Origin of the sequence: Amniculibacterium aquaticum (assembly GCF_003852705.1) — a bacterium.
Taxonomy (GTDB): Bacteria; Bacteroidota; Bacteroidia; order Flavobacteriales; family Weeksellaceae; genus Amniculibacterium; species Amniculibacterium aquaticum.
This window is the reverse complement of the sequence record NZ_REFA01000031.1, coordinates 1-19,378: the sequence shown is the minus strand read 5'-3', so window position 1 is coordinate 19,378 and position 19,378 is coordinate 1. Positions and strand designations below refer to the sequence as shown.

14 protein-coding genes and 1 pseudogene are annotated in these 19,378 nt (G+C 35.9%); 2 read left to right on the top strand and 13 right to left on the bottom strand.

Features of this window, described 5'->3' with window-relative positions; translation table 11 throughout:
• Window positions 1-258: 258 nt before the first annotated feature.
• The 4 genes and pseudogenes from EIY84_RS10715 to EIY84_RS10700 all read right to left on the bottom strand — a co-directional run bounded on the left by EIY84_RS10715 (window position 259) and on the right by EIY84_RS10700 (window position 5,859).
• Window positions 259-1,056: pseudogene (locus EIY84_RS10715) on the bottom strand (RteC domain-containing protein).
• Window positions 1,057-1,263: 207 nt separating this feature from the next.
• The gene (locus tag EIY84_RS10710) at window positions 1,264-3,726 is read right to left on the bottom strand and encodes a TonB-dependent receptor domain-containing protein (protein ID WP_124643030.1); all 2,463 of its coding nucleotides are present in this window, start codon (window positions 3,724-3,726) and stop codon (window positions 1,264-1,266) included.
• A 335-nt stretch (window positions 3,727-4,061) separates the two neighbouring features.
• The gene (locus EIY84_RS10705) at window positions 4,062-4,796 is read right to left on the bottom strand and encodes a LytR/AlgR family response regulator transcription factor (protein WP_034751541.1); all 735 of its coding nucleotides are present in this window, start codon (window positions 4,794-4,796) and stop codon (window positions 4,062-4,064) included.
• Window positions 4,786-5,859, bottom strand: a complete 1,074-nt coding sequence (locus EIY84_RS10700; protein WP_034751539.1) for a sensor histidine kinase — start codon at window positions 5,857-5,859, stop codon at window positions 4,786-4,788. The genes EIY84_RS10705 and EIY84_RS10700 overlap by 11 nt, the downstream gene beginning before the upstream one ends.
• Window positions 5,860-6,071: 212 nt before the next feature.
• Here EIY84_RS10700 and EIY84_RS10695 point away from each other — a divergent pair, with 212 nt between their 5' ends.
• On the top strand, window positions 6,072-8,516 hold the full coding sequence (locus EIY84_RS10695) for a TonB-dependent receptor (RefSeq protein WP_124643028.1): 2,445 nt from the start codon (window positions 6,072-6,074) through the stop codon (window positions 8,514-8,516).
• Between the two features lie 31 nt (window positions 8,517-8,547).
• Complete coding sequence (locus EIY84_RS10690) at window positions 8,548-9,003, top strand: DUF420 domain-containing protein (protein WP_124643026.1); 456 nt, start codon at window positions 8,548-8,550, stop codon at window positions 9,001-9,003.
• A 203-nt stretch (window positions 9,004-9,206) separates the two neighbouring features.
• Here EIY84_RS10690 and ilvA read toward each other — a convergent pair whose 3' ends face one another.
• The 9 genes from ilvA to EIY84_RS10645 form a co-directional block, all read right to left on the bottom strand.
• The gene (ilvA, locus tag EIY84_RS10685; protein ID WP_124643023.1) at window positions 9,207-10,451 is read right to left on the bottom strand and encodes a threonine ammonia-lyase IlvA; all 1,245 of its coding nucleotides are present in this window, start codon (window positions 10,449-10,451) and stop codon (window positions 9,207-9,209) included.
• Window positions 10,448-11,494 carry a ketol-acid reductoisomerase gene (ilvC, locus tag EIY84_RS10680; protein WP_124643021.1) on the bottom strand — a complete coding sequence of 349 codons (1,047 nt, stop codon included), beginning with the start codon at window positions 11,492-11,494 and terminating at the stop codon, window positions 10,448-10,450. The genes ilvA and ilvC overlap by 4 nt, the downstream gene beginning before the upstream one ends.
• A 20-nt stretch (window positions 11,495-11,514) precedes the next feature.
• Complete coding sequence (gene ilvN / locus EIY84_RS10675; RefSeq protein WP_034751613.1) at window positions 11,515-12,036, bottom strand: acetolactate synthase small subunit; 522 nt, start codon at window positions 12,034-12,036, stop codon at window positions 11,515-11,517.
• A gap of 25 nt (window positions 12,037-12,061) precedes the next feature.
• The gene (gene ilvB, locus EIY84_RS10670) at window positions 12,062-13,762 is read right to left on the bottom strand and encodes a biosynthetic-type acetolactate synthase large subunit (RefSeq protein WP_124643019.1); all 1,701 of its coding nucleotides are present in this window, start codon (window positions 13,760-13,762) and stop codon (window positions 12,062-12,064) included.
• A gap of 7 nt (window positions 13,763-13,769) precedes the next feature.
• Window positions 13,770-15,446, bottom strand: coding sequence for a dihydroxy-acid dehydratase (gene ilvD, locus EIY84_RS10665; RefSeq protein WP_124643017.1), 1,677 nt, complete (start codon window positions 15,444-15,446; stop codon window positions 13,770-13,772).
• Window positions 15,446-16,333 carry a branched-chain amino acid transaminase gene (locus tag EIY84_RS10660; RefSeq protein ID WP_124643015.1) on the bottom strand — a complete coding sequence of 296 codons (888 nt, stop codon included), beginning with the start codon at window positions 16,331-16,333 and terminating at the stop codon, window positions 15,446-15,448. Before EIY84_RS10660 ends, ilvD begins: the two co-directional genes overlap by 1 nt.
• Before the next feature lie 764 nt (window positions 16,334-17,097).
• Window positions 17,098-17,643: a hypothetical protein gene (locus EIY84_RS10655; protein WP_124643013.1), complete on the bottom strand. Its 546-nt coding sequence runs from the start codon at window positions 17,641-17,643 to the stop codon at window positions 17,098-17,100.
• Window positions 17,644-17,868: 225 nt separating this feature from the next.
• Window positions 17,869-18,447 (bottom strand): hypothetical protein, encoded by a 579-nt coding sequence (locus EIY84_RS10650; RefSeq protein ID WP_124643011.1) that lies wholly within the window; start codon window positions 18,445-18,447, stop codon window positions 17,869-17,871.
• Between the two features lies 1 nt (window position 18,448).
• Window positions 18,449-19,162 (bottom strand): hypothetical protein, encoded by a 714-nt coding sequence (locus EIY84_RS10645; RefSeq protein ID WP_124643009.1) that lies wholly within the window; start codon window positions 19,160-19,162, stop codon window positions 18,449-18,451.
• Window positions 19,163-19,378 lie beyond the last annotated feature (216 nt).

Below are 19,378 nucleotides of genomic sequence, written 5' to 3'. Positions count from 1 at the left end.
ATTTTTTGAATTTTCAGGCAGAAATTATTCGGCATAAAATTTAGAAATCAGCAGGGTATAGGTCAAAAAATGTTCAAATTTGTAAAATCTTCGATTTGATAACGCTCTTCAAATATTACGGACAACGTTTTTCGGCTTGGCGATGTGGCGGATTTTTAGCATAAAAGTTCAATAGAATTACTGCTGTTGAACCTTGCACAAATGTTTCATAGAAGCACTTCAGCCGCCATATTGCCAAACCGATGTTGGCGGTAGTGCTTATTTTTCAAGCACAATTTTGTCTTTATTTTTTGATTTAAATTGTCTGTTCCAATATATAATGTACACTGTCCCCAAAATTGTTGGCATAATCCAAACTAATGTCGTTCCGATATGAAGTCCAGCAACCAAAAATGCGGTCACAGAAGCAATTAATGCTCCAATCATTCGTCCTAGATGGCTAATTAACCAAGCATTTTTCTTTTCGGTAAAAACTTTGAAAGTTTGAAAATCTCTTATTGTCATAAATGTTCCAAAACCACCAAAGAAAAAGTATAAAATACTATTTTCTACTTTCTGAACCATTCCAATAATACCAAGAATTAACATTCCAATTGAAACCAAAAGCATTATTCCAGAAATTAGTTTGTCCAACCACAGCCTTATATCGTGTTTCCCCCTTACAAAGAATTTCTCATCAACGTAAGAATTATTGCTACGGTAATACTTGTAAAATTCAAGGTTGTGATCAAAGAATCTTTTGAGTTTTTTCAATTCCTATTTAAGGTATTTCTTTATTGGCTTTTCTCCGTAAGGTTTTCTAACCTCAATTTTATAGATGGCATTGTAATAAATGAGTTTGGCAACAAGGGTTGGTTTTTGATATTTGAAAAAGAGGATTTCTTCATCAATGTTCTTAAATCCTCTTTTCTGAACATATTCCTTTACTTCTGAAAGGCAGTTAACTATCAGGTGTATAATTGTCTCTGATCTTAATAAAAGACAATCGATTTCAATCTCCTGTTCCTGAATTGCAGTTTCCAACTTACGATATGTCTCATTGTAAAATTTATCCATTAAATAACCCTTTTTGTGATGTAATCTGATATAATTAATCCTTTGCTTTTAAAAAATTTGATATGAGCGTAAGACTTGCCATGAATTTCTTTCCATGAGTCTGCTTATCTTTTACAAAAAAATAACAATCTGGCTACTGTCGTAATAACGGACAATAAATTTCAGTCTCCTATTATCAAGCATTATCTATTGAGCAAGATCTCTGTTTTACATTCTGTTACCCATTTGAGTTTCTTGATTGGATTCTCCCTGTTTTTGATCATCGTTCTTAATGCCCCTTTCTTTTTTGGTTTTATTTTTGGAATCTACTTTGCCAATATTATAGTTAAAAGTTAATCCAAAAGAGCGGAATGGGAGTTTCATATTATTTGTCTGGGTATAATCAGGAGTGAATACCTCGCTTTTGAAACGAGTATTTTCCCAAAAAGGGTTTGTAATATTTAACCCAATACTAGCGGTTTTGTCCCATAATTCTTTTTTCACACCTACAGTCCACATACTCATAGAAGGGGAAGTACCTTGGAATGTACGTCTTGGTGAATTCAACATGACGAATGTCTCTGCTATTAAGTCATTGCTTATTTTATAACTCCCGTTTATAAAAGCGCGATACATAAAATGTAACTTGTCAACCTGCGTACTCATTTCCTCATTAAAGGAGTTCCCTTTTGCTTCATATGTAAACAAACTGATATTGCTTCTTAGCGTTAAATTTCTAATGGGTGAAAAAGACAAAAACAAATTTGTTCCAAAAGATTCATTGGTGCCGATATTATCAAAAGTAGTCAATGAAATCTGCTGTCCAGGCGTGCTAAGACTATCTATCTGATTCAAGCTTTCGATAACGTCGTTGGTCCTGCGATAAAATACAGAAGCATTAAAAACCGTCCCCTTTTTAAATGTTGAATAACCCAATTCAACGTTATGGGAAAGCTCAGGCTTAAGCTCAGGATTTCCTTGTCTCTGAACAATCGGGTCTGCTGTATTTCTAAAAGGATTTAAATAAAACAAGCTTGGCCTTTGAATACGTTGATTGTAGCTCAGTTTTAAACTAGACATCCTTCCGAGCTTTTTCGATATCACCGCAGTGGGTAATATATTTGTATAATCATTGTTAAAGGCTTTGAAAGCGCCTATTGCATCCCCATTAAGCTTTGTGTGTTCCATTCGAAGACCTGCTTTTACTTCATATTTTTCTGCAAACTCAAAACTATACGATAAATATCCTGCTACTACATCTTGGTTATAGTTGAAATCATAGGAACGATCATCCGAAATATGAAAATTCCCGCCTCCGCCTTCTTGTATCAAAGATGAACTGGTAATATCGCGAAGAATGGTTTTAACCCCCATTTCTAATGTTGTACTACCGAGAGGTTGTACATAATCTGCCTGAAGTGTAAATTCATCATTTATTCCTTTATTTTCTCCAATTTCGTCAAGACGATCTCCTGTTTCATAAATCGTTTTGTAATCAGTAATACTGTTGCTTCTAGAAAACTGACCTGATAGTGTCAATTCCTGCTTTGGATTTGCAAATTTCCTTGTGTAATCTGCTGACCAATCAAAGCCGTCAGAGGCAGTCTTTTGATCTCTATTGGATAATAATGACAAATTACCATTATTTGGCAAGAAGAACGTTGAATTGGTGTTTCCATCCATATTCATTTCAAATCCGTTTACTGAAAACGTAGTAGTAAATAGATCTTTATCAGTTAGATCATAGTCAATACCGATAGACCCACGAAGTCCAGATCGGGTGGTTTTTTGGTCACTGAATTGCCTCAATACCGGATCGCCACCAATTGTAAATTGTTCGAAGTCGTTGGTAACGGTTTGAGGCCACATATAATTACCGCCTAAATTAGCTACAACGCCAAATTTTCCTTTTCTAGCATTAAAGTTTGCATTTCCATTATTATGTCTGGTTCCAAGGCCTCCAGAAATAGAGCCGTTTACTCCGCCAATATCTTTCTTTTTGGTAATGATATTAATAATACCAGAAGTCCCTTCTGCATCATATTTAGCCGAGGGACTAGTAATAACCTCTACGCTTTTTATTTGATCCGCAGGAATGGTCTTTAAGGCATCGCCAACATTATTGGCCATTGCACCAGAAGATTTTCCATTGACCAATATTTTCACGTTTTGGTCGCCACGCATAGATACATTCCCATCTATGTCTACCGAAAGCATAGGCACCTTACGTAAGACATCTGTGGCATTTCCTCCCATAGAGGTTACATCTCTTTCGGCATTAAAAACCAATCTGTCGATTTTATTTTCGATAATAGGGCGCTCTCCCTGTATCACGACTTCTTCAAGCAGGCTAGCGTCTTGGCTGATCATAATGTTGCCCAAATTATTGTCTCCTGGCTTAACAATATAATTGGAAAAGTTTTTTGTACTGTACCCAATAAAGTTGATGGAGATATCGTATTTACCCGGTCTTAGATTATCGAGTGTGAATTGACCCTTTTCGTCCGCTACAGTTCCGTTGACATTTTTTTCATCTCCAACCGGGTGTAAGGAGATAGTGGCATAGTACACTGCTTCCTGAGTAAGAGAGTCGGTTACTTTTCCACTGAGTTTTGCAGTTGGGCTTTGCGCCCATACACTATGAGTAAGAGTTGTAAATAAAATTAGTGTAATAAATTGTTTTAATTTCATATAGATCTATATTTCGTTTTGCAAACTAAGCCTTTAGGGCATATTGTTTTTTTATGCCACAAACTTCCGAAAGCCTGTGTTCGCTCACAAAAATTATAGACGAAGGAGCCACTTTTGATCGTGAACTAGTATTATACTGCCTTATATAATTTGAGTAGATGAAAAAAAGAGAGATATCATCCAAAAAAAAGGTGTAAGAACAAAACATTGAAAACTACATTTTTTTCTAACAATTCTGAGTGAAAAATAAATTATTGAGGTAAGTCTGAAACCGACAAATACCTGGCAGTAAATTGATTAATTTCTTTGATTTTTATCTTTAATATAGACTTTGGTTACTTAATCCATAGATCCACAAATTGGTCATATTTATCTTTATAGGTAGCACCTACTGGGATTATTTTATCCCCGATTTTAACGCTGTTTTTTAAAAGTGCATCCACACGGGCAAAAGAAATAATATAGGAACGATGAATTCGGAGAAATCCACTTTTGGTGAGTTTCTCTTCCAACTTTTTTAAGCTCATCAACGAAAGCATAGGTTTAGCACCATTGACCAGATGAATTCTGATATAATCCTTGAGTCCCTCAATATATAAAATACTATTGATTTCCAATCGAATAACCTGTGAATCAACCTTTATAAATATAAATTGTTGGTTATCATATGATACAATATCAGCAGACTCGTTTCCTTGTTCGATTCGTTTTCTGACTTTTGAAATTGAAGTTATAAAATCTTCATAATCAAATGGTTTAAGTACGTAGTCAATAGCATCCACGCGATATCCTTCTAATGCAAATTCACTATAAGCTGTCGTAAAGATGATAAACGGTTTATGCTTACTGGCATCTGCTGCCAAAACCCTTGCAAGTTCCATACCGGTAAGATCTGCCATTTGAATGTCGAGCAGTAGTAATTGAACAGGATTGGATTGAATATAATTAAGAGCATCGATCGCATTGTCAAATTCAGCAACAAGTTCCAGAAAAGGTGTTTGTCTGACAAAGGAGCTAATCATATTCAATGCTAAGGGCTCGTCATCTACGGTTATACATCTAATTTTCATTTAAATCAATTTTAAGTTGCACCTCAAAGCCATCAACCTTATTTATTGCCAAGGAATACCTGCCAGGATAAATTAGTTCCAGCCGTCTTTCCGTATTCTGTATTCCGATACCATGGTTTTGATCATCATCCAACTTGTTGTCCACGATTTTTTCAAAAACTTTATTCTTTGTATAGAACACCAATGATTGATCTTTTTCTGTAATCCTAATGGTAATCGGACTATGTGTCTGTGTGCTGATGCCATATTTGAATGCGTTTTCTATAAAAGGCAAAAACAACATCGAAGCAATTTTTTGATCAGGAGAGACGATATCCACCGAAAAATCAATTGAAACCTTCTGGGCAGATCGCATTTTCATCAATTCCAAATAATTGGAAATAAACTCTATTTCTGATGCAATAGTAGAAGATTGATTGGATGTGTTATATAAAACGTGCCGCATTATTTTCCCTAATTTTTTAAGAGCATTTCTAGATTGGTCAACATCTGTATAGGTCAAAGCATTTACCGTGTTGAGACTGTTAAAGAAGAAATGAGGGTTAATTTGTGATTTTAAAAACGAAAGCTCCATTTCTATCTTGTCTTTTTCTACTTGTAGGCGTTTATTCTTCTCATCTTGCCATTTTTTAATCAATATGCCAATAATATTGACACCAAGCACCAATATTTCAATCAAGAAAATATAGAAAAATACGGATAAATTGCCATGTCCCTGTTTTTTTTGGGTATTATGTAACCCAGCTATTTTTCTTATTTCCTCCGAAACATTGAGCAACTCATCCAACTTACTGAGAATTATAATAATCAATACACACGAAAGAAATAAAGTGAGATAGTATTGAAAATATTTTCTTTGGAAGAGTAATTTAGGTGCCAACCATTTTGTATTGAAATAAGTAAGTCCCAGCATCAAAATGAAAAAGAAAAATTGATTGACCCAATAAACAAAAGGCAATGCGATCCCATAAGAATGCGGAATCATAAGAAACAGTAATACTGCTAAGAGGGTTATACCCACTAAGGTTGTAACTGTATTTTGATTTCTTGTTATGATTTTCATAGGATGCTAAATTCCATTTTCTATTAAAAATTTACAAAATTTATCGACAAACTCACTGATTTTATGAGTGAGTATGCTATTTTGTTAAGTGAAGAAACTCCGGATACTTCACGATTCAAAAATACACCTTCATGGTAAAAAATGAAAGATTGGTCTATTAGATTTCTTTCAAAGGTAGAAAAAATCTTCCTTTGCTTATTAAACAAGACATAATGAAAGAGAATATCAAAGTGCTTATCTATTTAAGTGTATTTTTCTTATTATCAACACCTGCGATTGCTCAAAAAATGGGAAATGTTATCGGTACTGTGGAAGATATGGACACCCACGAGAGACTTATTGGAGTGAGTATTAGCGTTAACGGGACCTCGTTTGCTACGCTTACTGACAGTACGGGAACTTTTAGGCTTAACGTTCCTGTAGGCACCTATACGATTAGCGCTTCCTCAGTGGGGTATCAAAAGTTTACACAATACAATATAGAAGTAAGCTCAGGCAATGACAGGATTATGCACTTTGAATTGCAACCGGAAGCGGCACAACTTGAAGGCGTTACAATCACAGTCAATAGAAGTGCTTCTGCAACTGCAACCGATATGATTACTCCTATGTCTGTCCAGAAATTGACATCTCAGGAAATAAAATCAAACCCCGGAGGAAATTTTGATGTTTCAAAAGTGGTACAAACGTTACCCGGAGTTGGACTTAGCAATGGTGTGGGCGAACGTAATGATATAATCATACGTGGTGGTGCACCCAATGAAAACGTTTATTATCTTGATGGTATAGAAATACCAGTTTTAAACCACTTCCAGACACAGGGAAGTTCGGGAGGCGCACAGGGAATTTTGAACGTCTCGTTTATCGAGGATCTTAAATTGACAACATCTGCGTTCGATTCGAGATACAGCGATGCATTGTCTTCTACCTTTGTTATCAATCAAAGAAACGGTAACCCCGATCGTTTGTCGGGAAATATTCGTGCAAGTATGACAGAAACCGCATTAACGCTGGAAGGTCCACTTTCTCCTAAAACAACATTTCTAAGTTCTGTGCGTAAATCCTATTTAGGCATGTTATTTAAAATGGTAGATCTCCCAATCCGTCCAGACTTTTATGATTTTCAATATAAAGTTAACCACAAATTCAATGATAAGACAACATTAACTGCTATTGGAATCGGCGCTATCGATAATTTCGGGTTTGCACCTACAAAAGAGTCTACTCCCGAACACACTTACATTCTCCGTTCAACGCCTTATGTAAACCAATGGACTTATACCATGGGCTTTAATCTTAACAGAAAGATCGAGAATGGTTACATGAACTTCACCTTAAGCAGGAACATGTTCAATACAACATTGGATAAATTTGAAGACGAGAACAAAATTGAACAGAACAGGACTTTATTAATCGAATCAGATGAAGTGGAAAATAAGTTCCGTTTTGATTACAATAAGTTTGTTAACGGTTGGAAGTTTTCAGCTGGTTTGGATGCCCAATACGTAGGTTATAACGGAGATGTATTTAATAAAGTGTCTGCTGAGGTAAAAGATGAAGATGGCAATGTTGTAGCCCCAGAAAGAACCATCCTGTTCAACAGTAAGATCGACTTCTTCAAATATGGATTGTTTGCGCATGCTTCAAAACGTTTTCTGGATGACAGATTACTCTTATCTGGAGGTATCCGTACGGATATGAACAGCATGACCGAGACAGGAAATGATCCCTTGAAGACACTTTCTCCTCGTTTATCCGCTTCTTATCGTCTGAGTGACCAATGGAACTTGAATGCATCTGCTGGTACTTATTTTAAGGCACCTATATATACCGCATTGGGATATAAGGATGAAGCAGGCAATTTCATCAATAAAGATATGGACTATACCCGTTCAACCCATTATGTTCTGGGAACTGAGTTCTTACCAAAGAATTCACTAAGGTTCACATTGGAGGGTTTCTATAAGAGATATAGTGACTACCCTGTGTCTGAAACAACAGGGATCTCATTGGCCAATCAGGGAACACAATATGGTTCTGTAGGAAGTGAGCGTATCCTGACTACAGGAAAAGGAGAAGCTTACGGGATTGAGGCATTTATGCAGCAAAAGATGACTAAAAACCTCTTCTATGTGTTGAGCTACTCTTACGTCATCAGTAAGTTTTCGGGAATTGACGGTGTATTGGCACCTTCATCGTGGGACAACAGACACCTGTTTTCTGCAACTCTGGGATATAAGATGAAAAATGACTGGGACTTGGGATTAAAATACCGTTTTGCAGGAGGAAATCCTTATACACCATATGATCTGGCAGCCTCACAACAAAACTATTTGTTGCTGGGCCAGGGAATTCCAGATGCTTCCTTATTGAACCAGAACAGACTTTCCAATTTCAACCAACTGGATTTCCGAGTGGATAAGAAATTCAACTTTAAAAAGACATCGTTGGGTATATATCTAGATGTACAAAACTTATTGATGCAAAAAAATGAAACCAACCCGAACTTTACGTTTAAGCGAAACGAAGATAATACAGGCTTTGTGACCACCAATGGACAACCTATTAGTCCTGATGGAAGCAACGCCATACCAGTTATTCTTTACAATAAAACTGGACATCCTTTACCTTCCCTTGGGCTAATCTTCGAGTTTTAACAGAAAAAATAATTAATTAAAAATCAAAATTATGAACATTACATTGTTAATTGTTGTGGGAATGCTAATATTGTCAATTGCAGCCCCCTTTATTTCGCTTTATGCTGTTTCTCAAATTAAGAAAAAGAACCTTGATGTCCACGTCAAAATTCAAAAACGATTGTTCTGGACCTGTATTGTTGCACTGATTATTTTAGAAGTTCAAATAAGGGTTTCGGGCGGATCAGGCAGTCTCGTTTCTAACAGTAAGTATACTGGGACGTTATTCTTTAATAGTTTATTGATTGCTCATATCATAGGTGCGGTAATCACCTATATTTTCTGGGGAATTACTGTTTTCAGTGCTAATAAGAATTTGAAAAAGAAAAAAACATTACCAGGAAAATATTCGACAGTACACAAAAAGCTAGGTTACGGAACTATCATAGGTCTATTTTATACCGCCATAACGGCTGCTATTGTTTGTACCATGGCTTTCTTTTTGTAAATCTAATTTCTCATGATAATATGTAGTCCTTTAATTTTACAACAGTACGGAGAAAAACAGATGTTATGTTCTTTTTTATTTATGCTATCATATTTAGTAGCAGCAATATTCTTGATGTTCAATTGAGAATATTTTTTTGAATTTTGAAAAAAGTGAAGGAAGCTAAAGGAGTGGATAGAAATCTTTCCACTCCTATTTTAACCCTAGAAAATCAAATGCGTAAACAGTTCTTTCTGCTCGTTCAGATGCTGATAATTTATTTTTTTAGTTTTCATTTTTTGTTCCATACTATCTAAATCAGAACTGTATTTTAGTTCTACGCCAACAACAGCCGGACCTTCTTCGCGGTTGTTCTTTTTAGTGAACTGGAAATAAGTAATGTCATCATTTTCTCCTAAGACATCATTTACAAATTCTTTTAATGCTCCTGGTCGTTGTGGAAAGTTGATGATGAAATAATGCTTCAATCCTTCAAACATCAAGGATCGCTCTTTTATTTCTTCCATTCTTGTGATGTCATTGTTGCTGCCACTAACAATGCACACCACATTTTTACCTTTGATTTGGTCTTTATACGAATCCAAGGCTGCAATACTCAATGCACCAGCTGGTTCTACAACAATGGCTTCTTCGTTATATAATTGTAAAATTGTTGTGCAAACCTTCCCTTCAGGCACTAAAACGATGTCGTCTAATGAATGTTGGCAGATTTCAAATGTTTTGTCGCCCACCCGTTTTACGGCAGCTCCATCTACAAATTTATCAATGTTCGTCAATGCAGTATTTTTACCGTTTTCCAACGATGTTTTCATAGAGGCTGCTCCTTGTGGTTCTACACCGATAAGTTTAGTTTCGGGACTCAATTGTTTAAAAACCGAAACGACCCCTGCTGCCAAACCGCCACCTCCAATTGGAAAGAATAAAAAATCAATCTTACATTTGCTGTCTTCCACAATTTCCAATCCTACAGTTCCTTGTCCGGAAATAACCAATTCATCATCAAACGGATGAACGAAAACTGCCTTATTCTTCTGGCTGAAAAGAAGGGCTTCGTTGTAGGCATCGTCAAAAGTATCACCTTTCAACACAACCTCTACATTTTCTTTTCCAAAGAGTTTTACCTGCTTTATTTTTTGTGCAGGCGTGGTAATAGGCATATAAATAACGGCTTTTATGTTCAGTTTTCTACACGCAAAAGCCACTCCTTGAGCGTGATTACCCGCACTTGCACATACAACGCCTAGTTTTATATCATTTTCGGAAAGCGAACTTATTTTATGATACGCTCCACGCAATTTGTAGGATCGTACAGGTTGTAAATCTTCCCGTTTCAAATAAACCTGAGCAGCAAATCGCTCGCTCAGGTTTTCGTTTTTCACAAGAGGCGTATGCACAGCCACACCTTTCAGGTTTTCGGCTGCCTCTTGTATTTTTGCTAAATGTATCATTTGGTTTGAGGTCTTAATTTTCGAACTTGCATTCCAGTTTGCCACAACTCACTTTGTTGTATTTCTTTGAGTTCTGCGTTGAGTTTTTCTCTGTAATCTGGCTTGCTGTTGGCTTCGATAACGATGGCTGCTTCTTTACCTGAAAGCACGTCATCATACAGTTCATTAAAAACAGGAGTGGTAGCTTCTCTAAATTTACCTTTCCAATCCAATGCTCCTCGTTGTGCAGTGGTACTGCAATTGGCAAACATCCAATCCATTCCGTTTTCGGCTACCAAAGGCATTAAACTTTGGGTCAATTCTTCTACAGTTTCGTTGAAGGCTTCACTTGGCGAATGTCCTCGCTGACGAAGCACATTATATTGAGCCTCAAAAACACCTGCGATAGCTCCCATCAAAACGCCTCGTTCGCCAGTCAAATCGCTGTATACTTCTTTTTGAAATGTAGTTTCGAACAAATAGCCCGATCCAATAGCAATGCCTAATGCCAAGGCTTTCTCTACTGCTTTTCCTGTAGCATTTTGAAAAACAGCATAGCTAGAATTTAGACCTTGTCCTTTTAAAAATAATGTTCGTAACGATGTTCCCGAACCTTTTGGGGCGACTAAAAATACGTCTACATCTTTGGGCGGAACGATGCCGGTTTTTTCGAAAAATGTTACGCCAAAACCGTGTGAAAAATATAATGATTTCCCTGCAGTTAAATGTTTTTTCATCGTTTCCCATGCTTGTATTTGCCCTGCATCTGATAATAAATTCATGAGTAAAGTGCCTTTTTCGCAAGCGGTTTCCACTTCGAAAAGAGTTTCATTTTCTACCCAACCATCAGCAAGTGCTTTGTCCCAACTCTTTGTCCCTTTTCGTTGTCCTACAATTACTTTTACGCCATTATCTTTCAAATTTAAGGCTTGTCCAGGACCTTGTACGCCGTATCCAATGACTGCAACAGTTTCGTTTTTTAATATTTCTCTTGCTTTCTCTAATGAAAACTCTTCTCGTGTTACGACATTTTCCATTACGCCGCCAAAATTTAATTGTGCCATTTTATATTGTATTATTTTTTTTAATTGATTTCTAATTCTTTTAAATAAGTGCTTAATTCTTTCATTGGTTTGGTAACTGCTACTCTTCCTGAGCGGGCAAATTCCAGAATACCAAAGGGTTTCAATTTCTCAAATAAAACCTGTGTATCTGCTTTGTGCCCTGTTTTTTCAATGACGATAAAATCGGGATCTACGGTGAGAACTTTGGCACTATTTTCTCTAACCACTTGCTCTACATTGTTGGATTTAAGTTCTGTTGTTTTGATTTTATATAGCGCAATTTCCTGATGTACTACTTCATTATCTTCGTGTACAAAGGCTTTCAGAACATCAATTAATTTGTCGATTTGCCCAACAACTTTATCTATTTGTTCTCTGTTTGTTCTCAAAACGATAGTGTAACGGTGCACATTTTTAACCTCTGTTTCAGAAGCGGTGATGCTGTCAATATTCAAATGTCGTCTTGTAAATATGATGGTGATGCGGTTGAGCATTCCGATTGTATTTTCCGTAAATATGGATACGGTAAATGTTTTGTTCATTGTTTCCATTTTATCCGTTTTATAATTATTGTAATCTTATTTCAGCTACCGAAGCACCTGTTGGCACCATCGGAAAAACATTATCTTCTCTGGCAACTTTGACTTCCAACAGGTACGCATTTTCTGTGTTTAAAAGTTGGTCTAATGCGTTGTTCAAGTCCTCCTGTCTTTCAACTTTTTGACCTTTGATGTTGTAAGAGGCTGCCAAAGCCACAAAATCAGGACTTTGAATGTCGGTAAACGAATATCTTTTTTCAAAGAACATTTGTTGCCATTGCCTCACCATTCCCAAATAACCATTGTTTAAGATGATGATTTTCACGCCGATATTATTCTGCATCATGGTTCCCAATTCCTGCAAGGTCATTTGAAAACCACCATCTCCAATGATAGCTACGACTTGTTTTTCCGGATTTGCCATTTTTGCTCCAATAGCGGCTGGAAGTGCAAAACCCATCGTTCCCAATCCGCCAGATGTAACATTACTTTTGGTTTGATTATACTGATAGAACTGTGCCGCCATCATTTGGTGCTGTCCCACATCGGTTACAACGATTGCATTGCCCTTGGTTTTTTGAGAAAGTAAATCAATCACCAAATCCATTCTCAGTTCATCTGAAAATTCCTTTTCTCTATTTTCTGAAAGTACCTGTAATTCCTTTTGCTTCGCTTGATGAAATTCATCCAACCAATTTTGATGAGTTTGTTTTTCTGCCAAATCTGCTAAAACGGTTAGTGCTTCTTTGGCATCGGCTACAACAGGAGCATCGGCTTTTATGATTTTATTGATTTCGGCAGTGTCTATATCAACATGAACCACTTTTGCTTGTGTTGCATACCGGGAAACATCACCTGTAACACGGTCGTCAAAACGCATTCCCACGGCAAGCAACACATCGCACTCATTGGTTTTTACATTGGGTGCATAATTGCCATGCATGCCTACCATTCCAACAAATAAAGGGTGATGACTTGGAAAAGCTCCTAATCCCAAAAGCGTAGAAGCCACCGGAATACCCGTTTTTTCGGCAAAAGCCAATAATTCTTCTTCTGCATTGGAAAGCATAATTCCTTGTCCGACAATCATCAAAGGTTTTTTTGCCTCATTCAAAAACTTGGTTGCTGCTTGCACTTGATCTACATTCAATTTTGGCTTAGGTTGGTAGCTTCTCACCGATGTACACTTTTCGTAAGAGAAATCCAGTTTTTCAAACTGGGCATCTTTGGTAATATCCACCAAAACCGGCCCCGGACGACCAGACGAGGCGATGTAAAATGCTTTGGCTAAAGTGGGTGCTATATCTGCTGCTTTGGTTACCTGACAATTCCATTTGGTTACCGGCATCGAAATTCCCATGACATCGGTTTCCTGAAAAGCATCAGTTCCCAAGAGATGAGAAGCCACCTGTCCGGTGATGCAAACCAAGGGCGTAGAATCAATCAGGGCATCGGCTAAACCTGTAATTAAATTGGTGGCTCCCGGACCCGAAGTAGCAAATACAACCCCTGTTTTTCCTGAAGTTCTAGCATATCCTTGAGCTGCATGTATAGCACCTTGCTCGTGTCTTGTCAAGATATGATTTACTTCTTCAAGATGATGAAACAAGGCATCATAAATTGGCATGATAGCACCGCCTGGATAACCAAATATCGTTTTTACACCTTCGGCTTTCAGGCTTTGTATCACCGCTTCTGCACCTGTTATTTTTAATTCCGTTGTTTTCATTTTTTAATTATTTATCGGTTACACACCCCAATGAAGCACTCGAAACGCATTGTGCATATTTGTACAAAACCCCTTTACTTGCTTTCAATGGAGGTTGTTTCCATGCTGCTTTTCGTTTTTCCAATTCCTGTTCAGATACTTTTAAATTGATCGTATTATTTTTTGTGTCAATCGCAATCAAATCTCCATCATTTACCAAGGCAATTGTTCCACCTACAAAAGCTTCCGGAGTGATGTGTCCTACCACAAAACCATGCGTTCCACCCGAAAATCTACCGTCGGTAATTAAAGCCACTGAATTTCCCAATCCTGCACCCATAATTGCTGAAGTTGGTTTGAGCATTTCAGGCATTCCCGGTCCGCCTCTTGGTCCGCAATAACGGATTACTACCACATTCCCGGGTTTTACTTCTCCGTTTCGCACACCATCAATCACTGCATATTCATCGTCAAATACTTTGGCTGTTCCTTCAAAATAATCGCCCTCTTTGCCACTTATTTTAGCTACACTTCCCTCGGTAGCTAAATTTCCGTAGAGCATTTGCAGATGTCCATTTGCTTTCACTGGATTTTCCAATGGAAGAAATACTTTCTGACCTTCGGTTAAATCTTCCACAGCTTCCAAATTTTCAACAATTGTTTTTCCTGTAACAGTTAAACAATCTCTATGTAATAAATTGTGTTTCAATAAATATTTCATTACTGCTGGAACACCACCTGCTTCGTGCAAATCTTCCATGAGGTATTTTCCACTTGGTTTTAAATCTGCCAACACTGGAACACGGTTACTTACCTTTTGGAAATCATTCAAAGTCAATTCCAAATCCACCGAATGTGCCATTGCTATCAGGTGCATTACGGCATTGGTAGAGCCGCCCAAAACCGTTACCATGGTCATGGCATTTTCAAAGGCTTTTCGGGTCATGATGTCTTTGGGCTTAATGTCTTTTTCCAACAACACTTTGATGGCTTTTCCTGTATCAAAACATTCCATTTTTTTATTGCTGCTCAACGCAGGATTGGATGAACTGTAAGGTAAACTCATTCCCAAAGCTTCAATAGCCGAAGCCATCGTATTTGCTGTGTACATACCGCCACAAGCACCCGCGCCAGGACAAGCGTTTTTGATTATACCTTTGTAATCTTCATCGGAAATGGTGTTGCTGAATTTTTTACCTAAAGCTTCAAAAGCTGAAACGATATTGAGCGATTCTCCTTTCCATTTTCCAGAATGGATCGTTCCTCCATAAACCATGATTGCAGGACGATTTAATCTTCCCATGGCGATGATAGAACCAGGCATATTTTTATCGCAACCTACTACCGCCAATACAGCATCGTACCATTGGGCACTCACCACCGTTTCTATGGAATCGGCGATCACATCTCTGGAAACCAAAGAAAAACGCATACCGTCAGTTCCGTTTGATATACCGTCACTCACACCAATGGTATTAAATATCAATCCTACTAAATCCTCTTGTTGCACACCAGCTTTTACTTCTTTAGCCAAATCGTTGAGGTGCATGTTGCAGGGATTTCCTTCGTAACCCATACTCACAATTCCCACTTGTGCTTTTTGCAAATCGTCTTCGGTTAAACCTATTCCATAAAGCATGGCTTGTGCTGCAGGTTGGGTTTCATCTTGTGTAATGGTTCTACTGTATTTGTTGAGTGTTTTCATTAGTTTAAATTGAGCTGTTTTAAAGGTTCTCGTACCAAAAGTGAATAAGCATCTTGAAGTTTTTTACCTAAGGAATCATTCCAGTTTTTTGGAAATTGATAAGTGTCCACCGATAATATACCCACTACCTCGGCAGCCGTTCCGCAGTAAAAGGCACTATCAGCTTGAAAAAGATCTTCTCTGGTAAATTTTCCTTGATGCAGTTCCAGACCTAATTGTTCGGCTAACTCCAAAACAGTGGCTCTGGTGATGCCCGGAAGGATGTTTCCTAATTGAGGCGTGAATAGTTTTCCGTCTTTTTCAAAGAACAAATTTGCACCCGGACCTTCGGCTAAAAATCCATCGCTATCCAAAAGCAAGGCTTCGTCGAATCCATTGTCTTTTGCTTCGTTGGTTGCCAAAATCGAATTGACATAATGACCGCAGACTTTCGCTTCAATGTGGATGGATTTTGGATGTGGACGGCAATAGGAGGAAACCGTTAATCGTAGTAATTTTTCTCCCAAATACGCTCCCCAGTCCCAAGCGGCAATCATCACCGAAACACTGGTAGGTTTTGACAAACTCATATTTTGTCCACAATACACCAATGGTCGGATGTAAGCATTTTTTAAATTGTTTTTTTCCAGTAACTCGTAAGTAGCTTGGACTAACTCTTGAACAGTGCAATCGAAAGGGATTTTTACCAATTCGCAGGATTTTTTCAAGCGTTCATAATGTTCTTCGGCTTTAAATACTTTAGTTCCATTTTTGGTTTCATAAGAACGAATACCTTCAAATGCACCGTAGCCATAATGAAGCGTTTGACTGTACAAATCGGTTGTAGATTCGTTAGCCTTTACAAATTTTCCGTCCAAAAAAAGGACTGTTTCGTTGTTTGAATACATATTTATTTTTTTTATTGAGTTGATAATTGATTTTTGGGAATAAAAAAAGCCTTTCCCGAAATGAGAAAGGCTTACAATTTGGCATAAAGCAGCATCTCTCACGGTGGCGAGCTAATAATAATGCTGATAATAATAGTGTTGTTATATGATTTCATTTTGTTCTTTTTAGTTTAATGTCAATAAAAAAAGCCTCCTGATTTCTCGGGAGGCTTTCAAATATATCTTTTAGATTATATCAAAATTATTCCTCCCCGGTATGTGAAATCACACCCGCAATAATAATAGAAGAAATAATAATTGAATTGTACATTTTTTCTGTTTTAACGGTACAAATGTAAGTATACTTTTTTAATGAGCAAATTTTTTATACCTTTTTTTTGAAAGTCGTTAAAATTCAGTAGACAGATGTAGGTTTGGGTGAGGTTGGGAAAATAAAATGTGCTGCAATTTGTGTAGGCTTGTGCGTTGGCTTGCAGCTCTTTTTATTTTGTGCCGGGTTGGCATTTTGTACGTCGGTTGTTTCGTCTTTTAGGGTTGCACCTAACGGAAAAAGTATTGCCGAAGAAGCGGGCTTTTGATAACCGAGATTTCAAAAAAAACACTTTCCGAAGCAAAAATTTTTCCCTTTTTCAAACTTACAATTTTTCTTTGGAAAAAGGGAAAATTTTTTGCGGATATTTTCCCGAAACTCTCAAAGAATTCCTTCAACCCCGCTTTTTTGGCAATACTATGTTAGCAGAAGTTTTTATATTATACGCTACTTATCAATTATTTGTATTGTTTTTTGAGTAGAATCTAAGTTTTACTTCTTCAATTAATTTTTCATAACAAATCTTGCATATTTTCATTTGATTTTTTTCTTCATATCCGTTATAAACTCTTTTGATTTTTTCATTATTCCACTCATAAACATAAATCTCTTCCGTTCGCTTGTAAGGTTTTGATTTTTCACCTTTATCCGTGTATAAAATCATTATTCCATTAATATTTTTTGTAATATAAAATGGAATATCATTCTTTAAATATATGGTTGTTTTTTCATTCCATTTACGTGAACCATTTACAATTTCTTCATATTCAATCTTTACAAGTTTCTTTTTGTTTTTGAAAATTTTATATTTTTTCTCGTCAACATAACTTCCGTTATTAAAGTCAACTCCTTTTTTATGAGTTAAACTGTCAATCATCAAAGTTTTCAAATTTTCAATTCGTTGATATTCTTTATTAATTTTAAATTCTGAATTTTGAGAATAGAGCATTGAAAAACTGATGAAACAAAATAATAGTGATATATGAAGTTGCTTTGTCATAAAATTTCTGCTAACGGAAAACGGCTTTGCGAAGGTGGGGCTTTTGAAAATCAAATAGTTATATAAAAACCGAGTGGAGCAAAAACCAATTTTCTTTTGCTAAAATACAAAAATTTGGAAAAGAAAATTGGTTTTGCGGAAAAAGAAGATAAAATTTTCAACGTATAACTTCAACCCCGCTTTTGCAAAACCGATGTTAGCAGAAGTTTTTTTTTCTAAATCATATTAATTAATTTGTTTTAAAGATGATAGATTCCAAAATTTTTCTGAATTTTTTGATAATATTTCATTTTCAAAAATTGCATTTTTTGTTCGTAAAGAAATCATTTGAAATTCTGTTATTATCCCATCAATATATTTTTCCAATAATTCATCAGAATTTAATCCTGTTTTTTGAAAGTTTTGAAAATGATTTTTCACATTACCTTGCAATAAATAATTTTTTAAATCAATATCTTCTATTTCATTTCCGAGTAAAAATAGCGCCATCATAATTTCACGAAAATTATTATTATTTTGTGATTTGTAAAAGGCGAGATATTTTTCATTATTATTTTCGTGAAATAATTCTAAAAAAATATTTTTTAATAAGATGTTGTTTTCAGATTCTTTTCTTTTTTCATAGATGTAACAAAGAAATAATTGACCAAATTCGTCACTTCTTACATCACTATTTAAAGAACAAAAGTCAAACATGTATGACATAGAAATATTTTCATCTTTCTTCTGAAATTTTTCCCAAAACATTTTTTCTAATCGATTAATCCAGTTTTTCCTAAATTTTTCAAATTCAAATGTTTTCATCTTAATCGTTTTGTGTTAATGATAAATAATTGTCAATAATATCGCTACAATACATTTCTCTATTTACTGATGTATTTTGAGGATGATAAGCATCAAAAACGATTAAATTATCTTCTTTTGAAATAGAAATTCCCAAGTTTGTACTTCCTACGTGTTTTTCATATTTCAATGAAGGATAAATTTCTCTTAAATCATTTTCTATGAATTTAATTGTATTTCCACCTATTATGATGTTAGGTTTAAAGTTAATTATTTGTTCTCTAACTATTTCTTTATAATAGTTTTGATATTGATTTTGTAGAAAATTATCGTTAGATTTACTTCCTCCTGGAGTTTTGTTAATATTTATGAAAGCAATCTCTTCAAGAGAATTTACAATTTCTGGTTCGTCTTCAATCCAATTTATTTCATTCCATTTTTTCTTATTTAACAATCCATGAGAAATATAAACAATATTTGCGAAGGTTTTTTCAAAAGCTCCCAGATTACCATTATAAGTTGGTATTAGTTGAATTTCGTCTCGCCAATGTAATTTTCCTTCGGTACTATTTGGTTCTTTTAAAATCCATAAAATTTTTGCAGGACTTGCAGAATATTTTTCAAAATTGATAATTCCATCTACAAATGCATTTTCGTCAATTGCATAAATTTTTTCATCAAGATCTTTTTGAAATTCATAAAATGCTTCAGCTTTACTAGTTACGTCAAAGTACATAATGTTTAAAATTTTATTTGCCTACTATTTAGGATTATCGGCATATTCCTCTTTGAAACAGGGTAATTGTATAAAATTTCTGCTAACGTTTTGCGGCTTTGTGAAGTGCGGACTTTGATTATCAAGTACTTATGCAATCTCAACACCAAGCAAAAAGCCATTTTTCTTTTGCTAAAATACAAAAATTTGTAAAAGAAAATGGCTTTTTGCGAATAA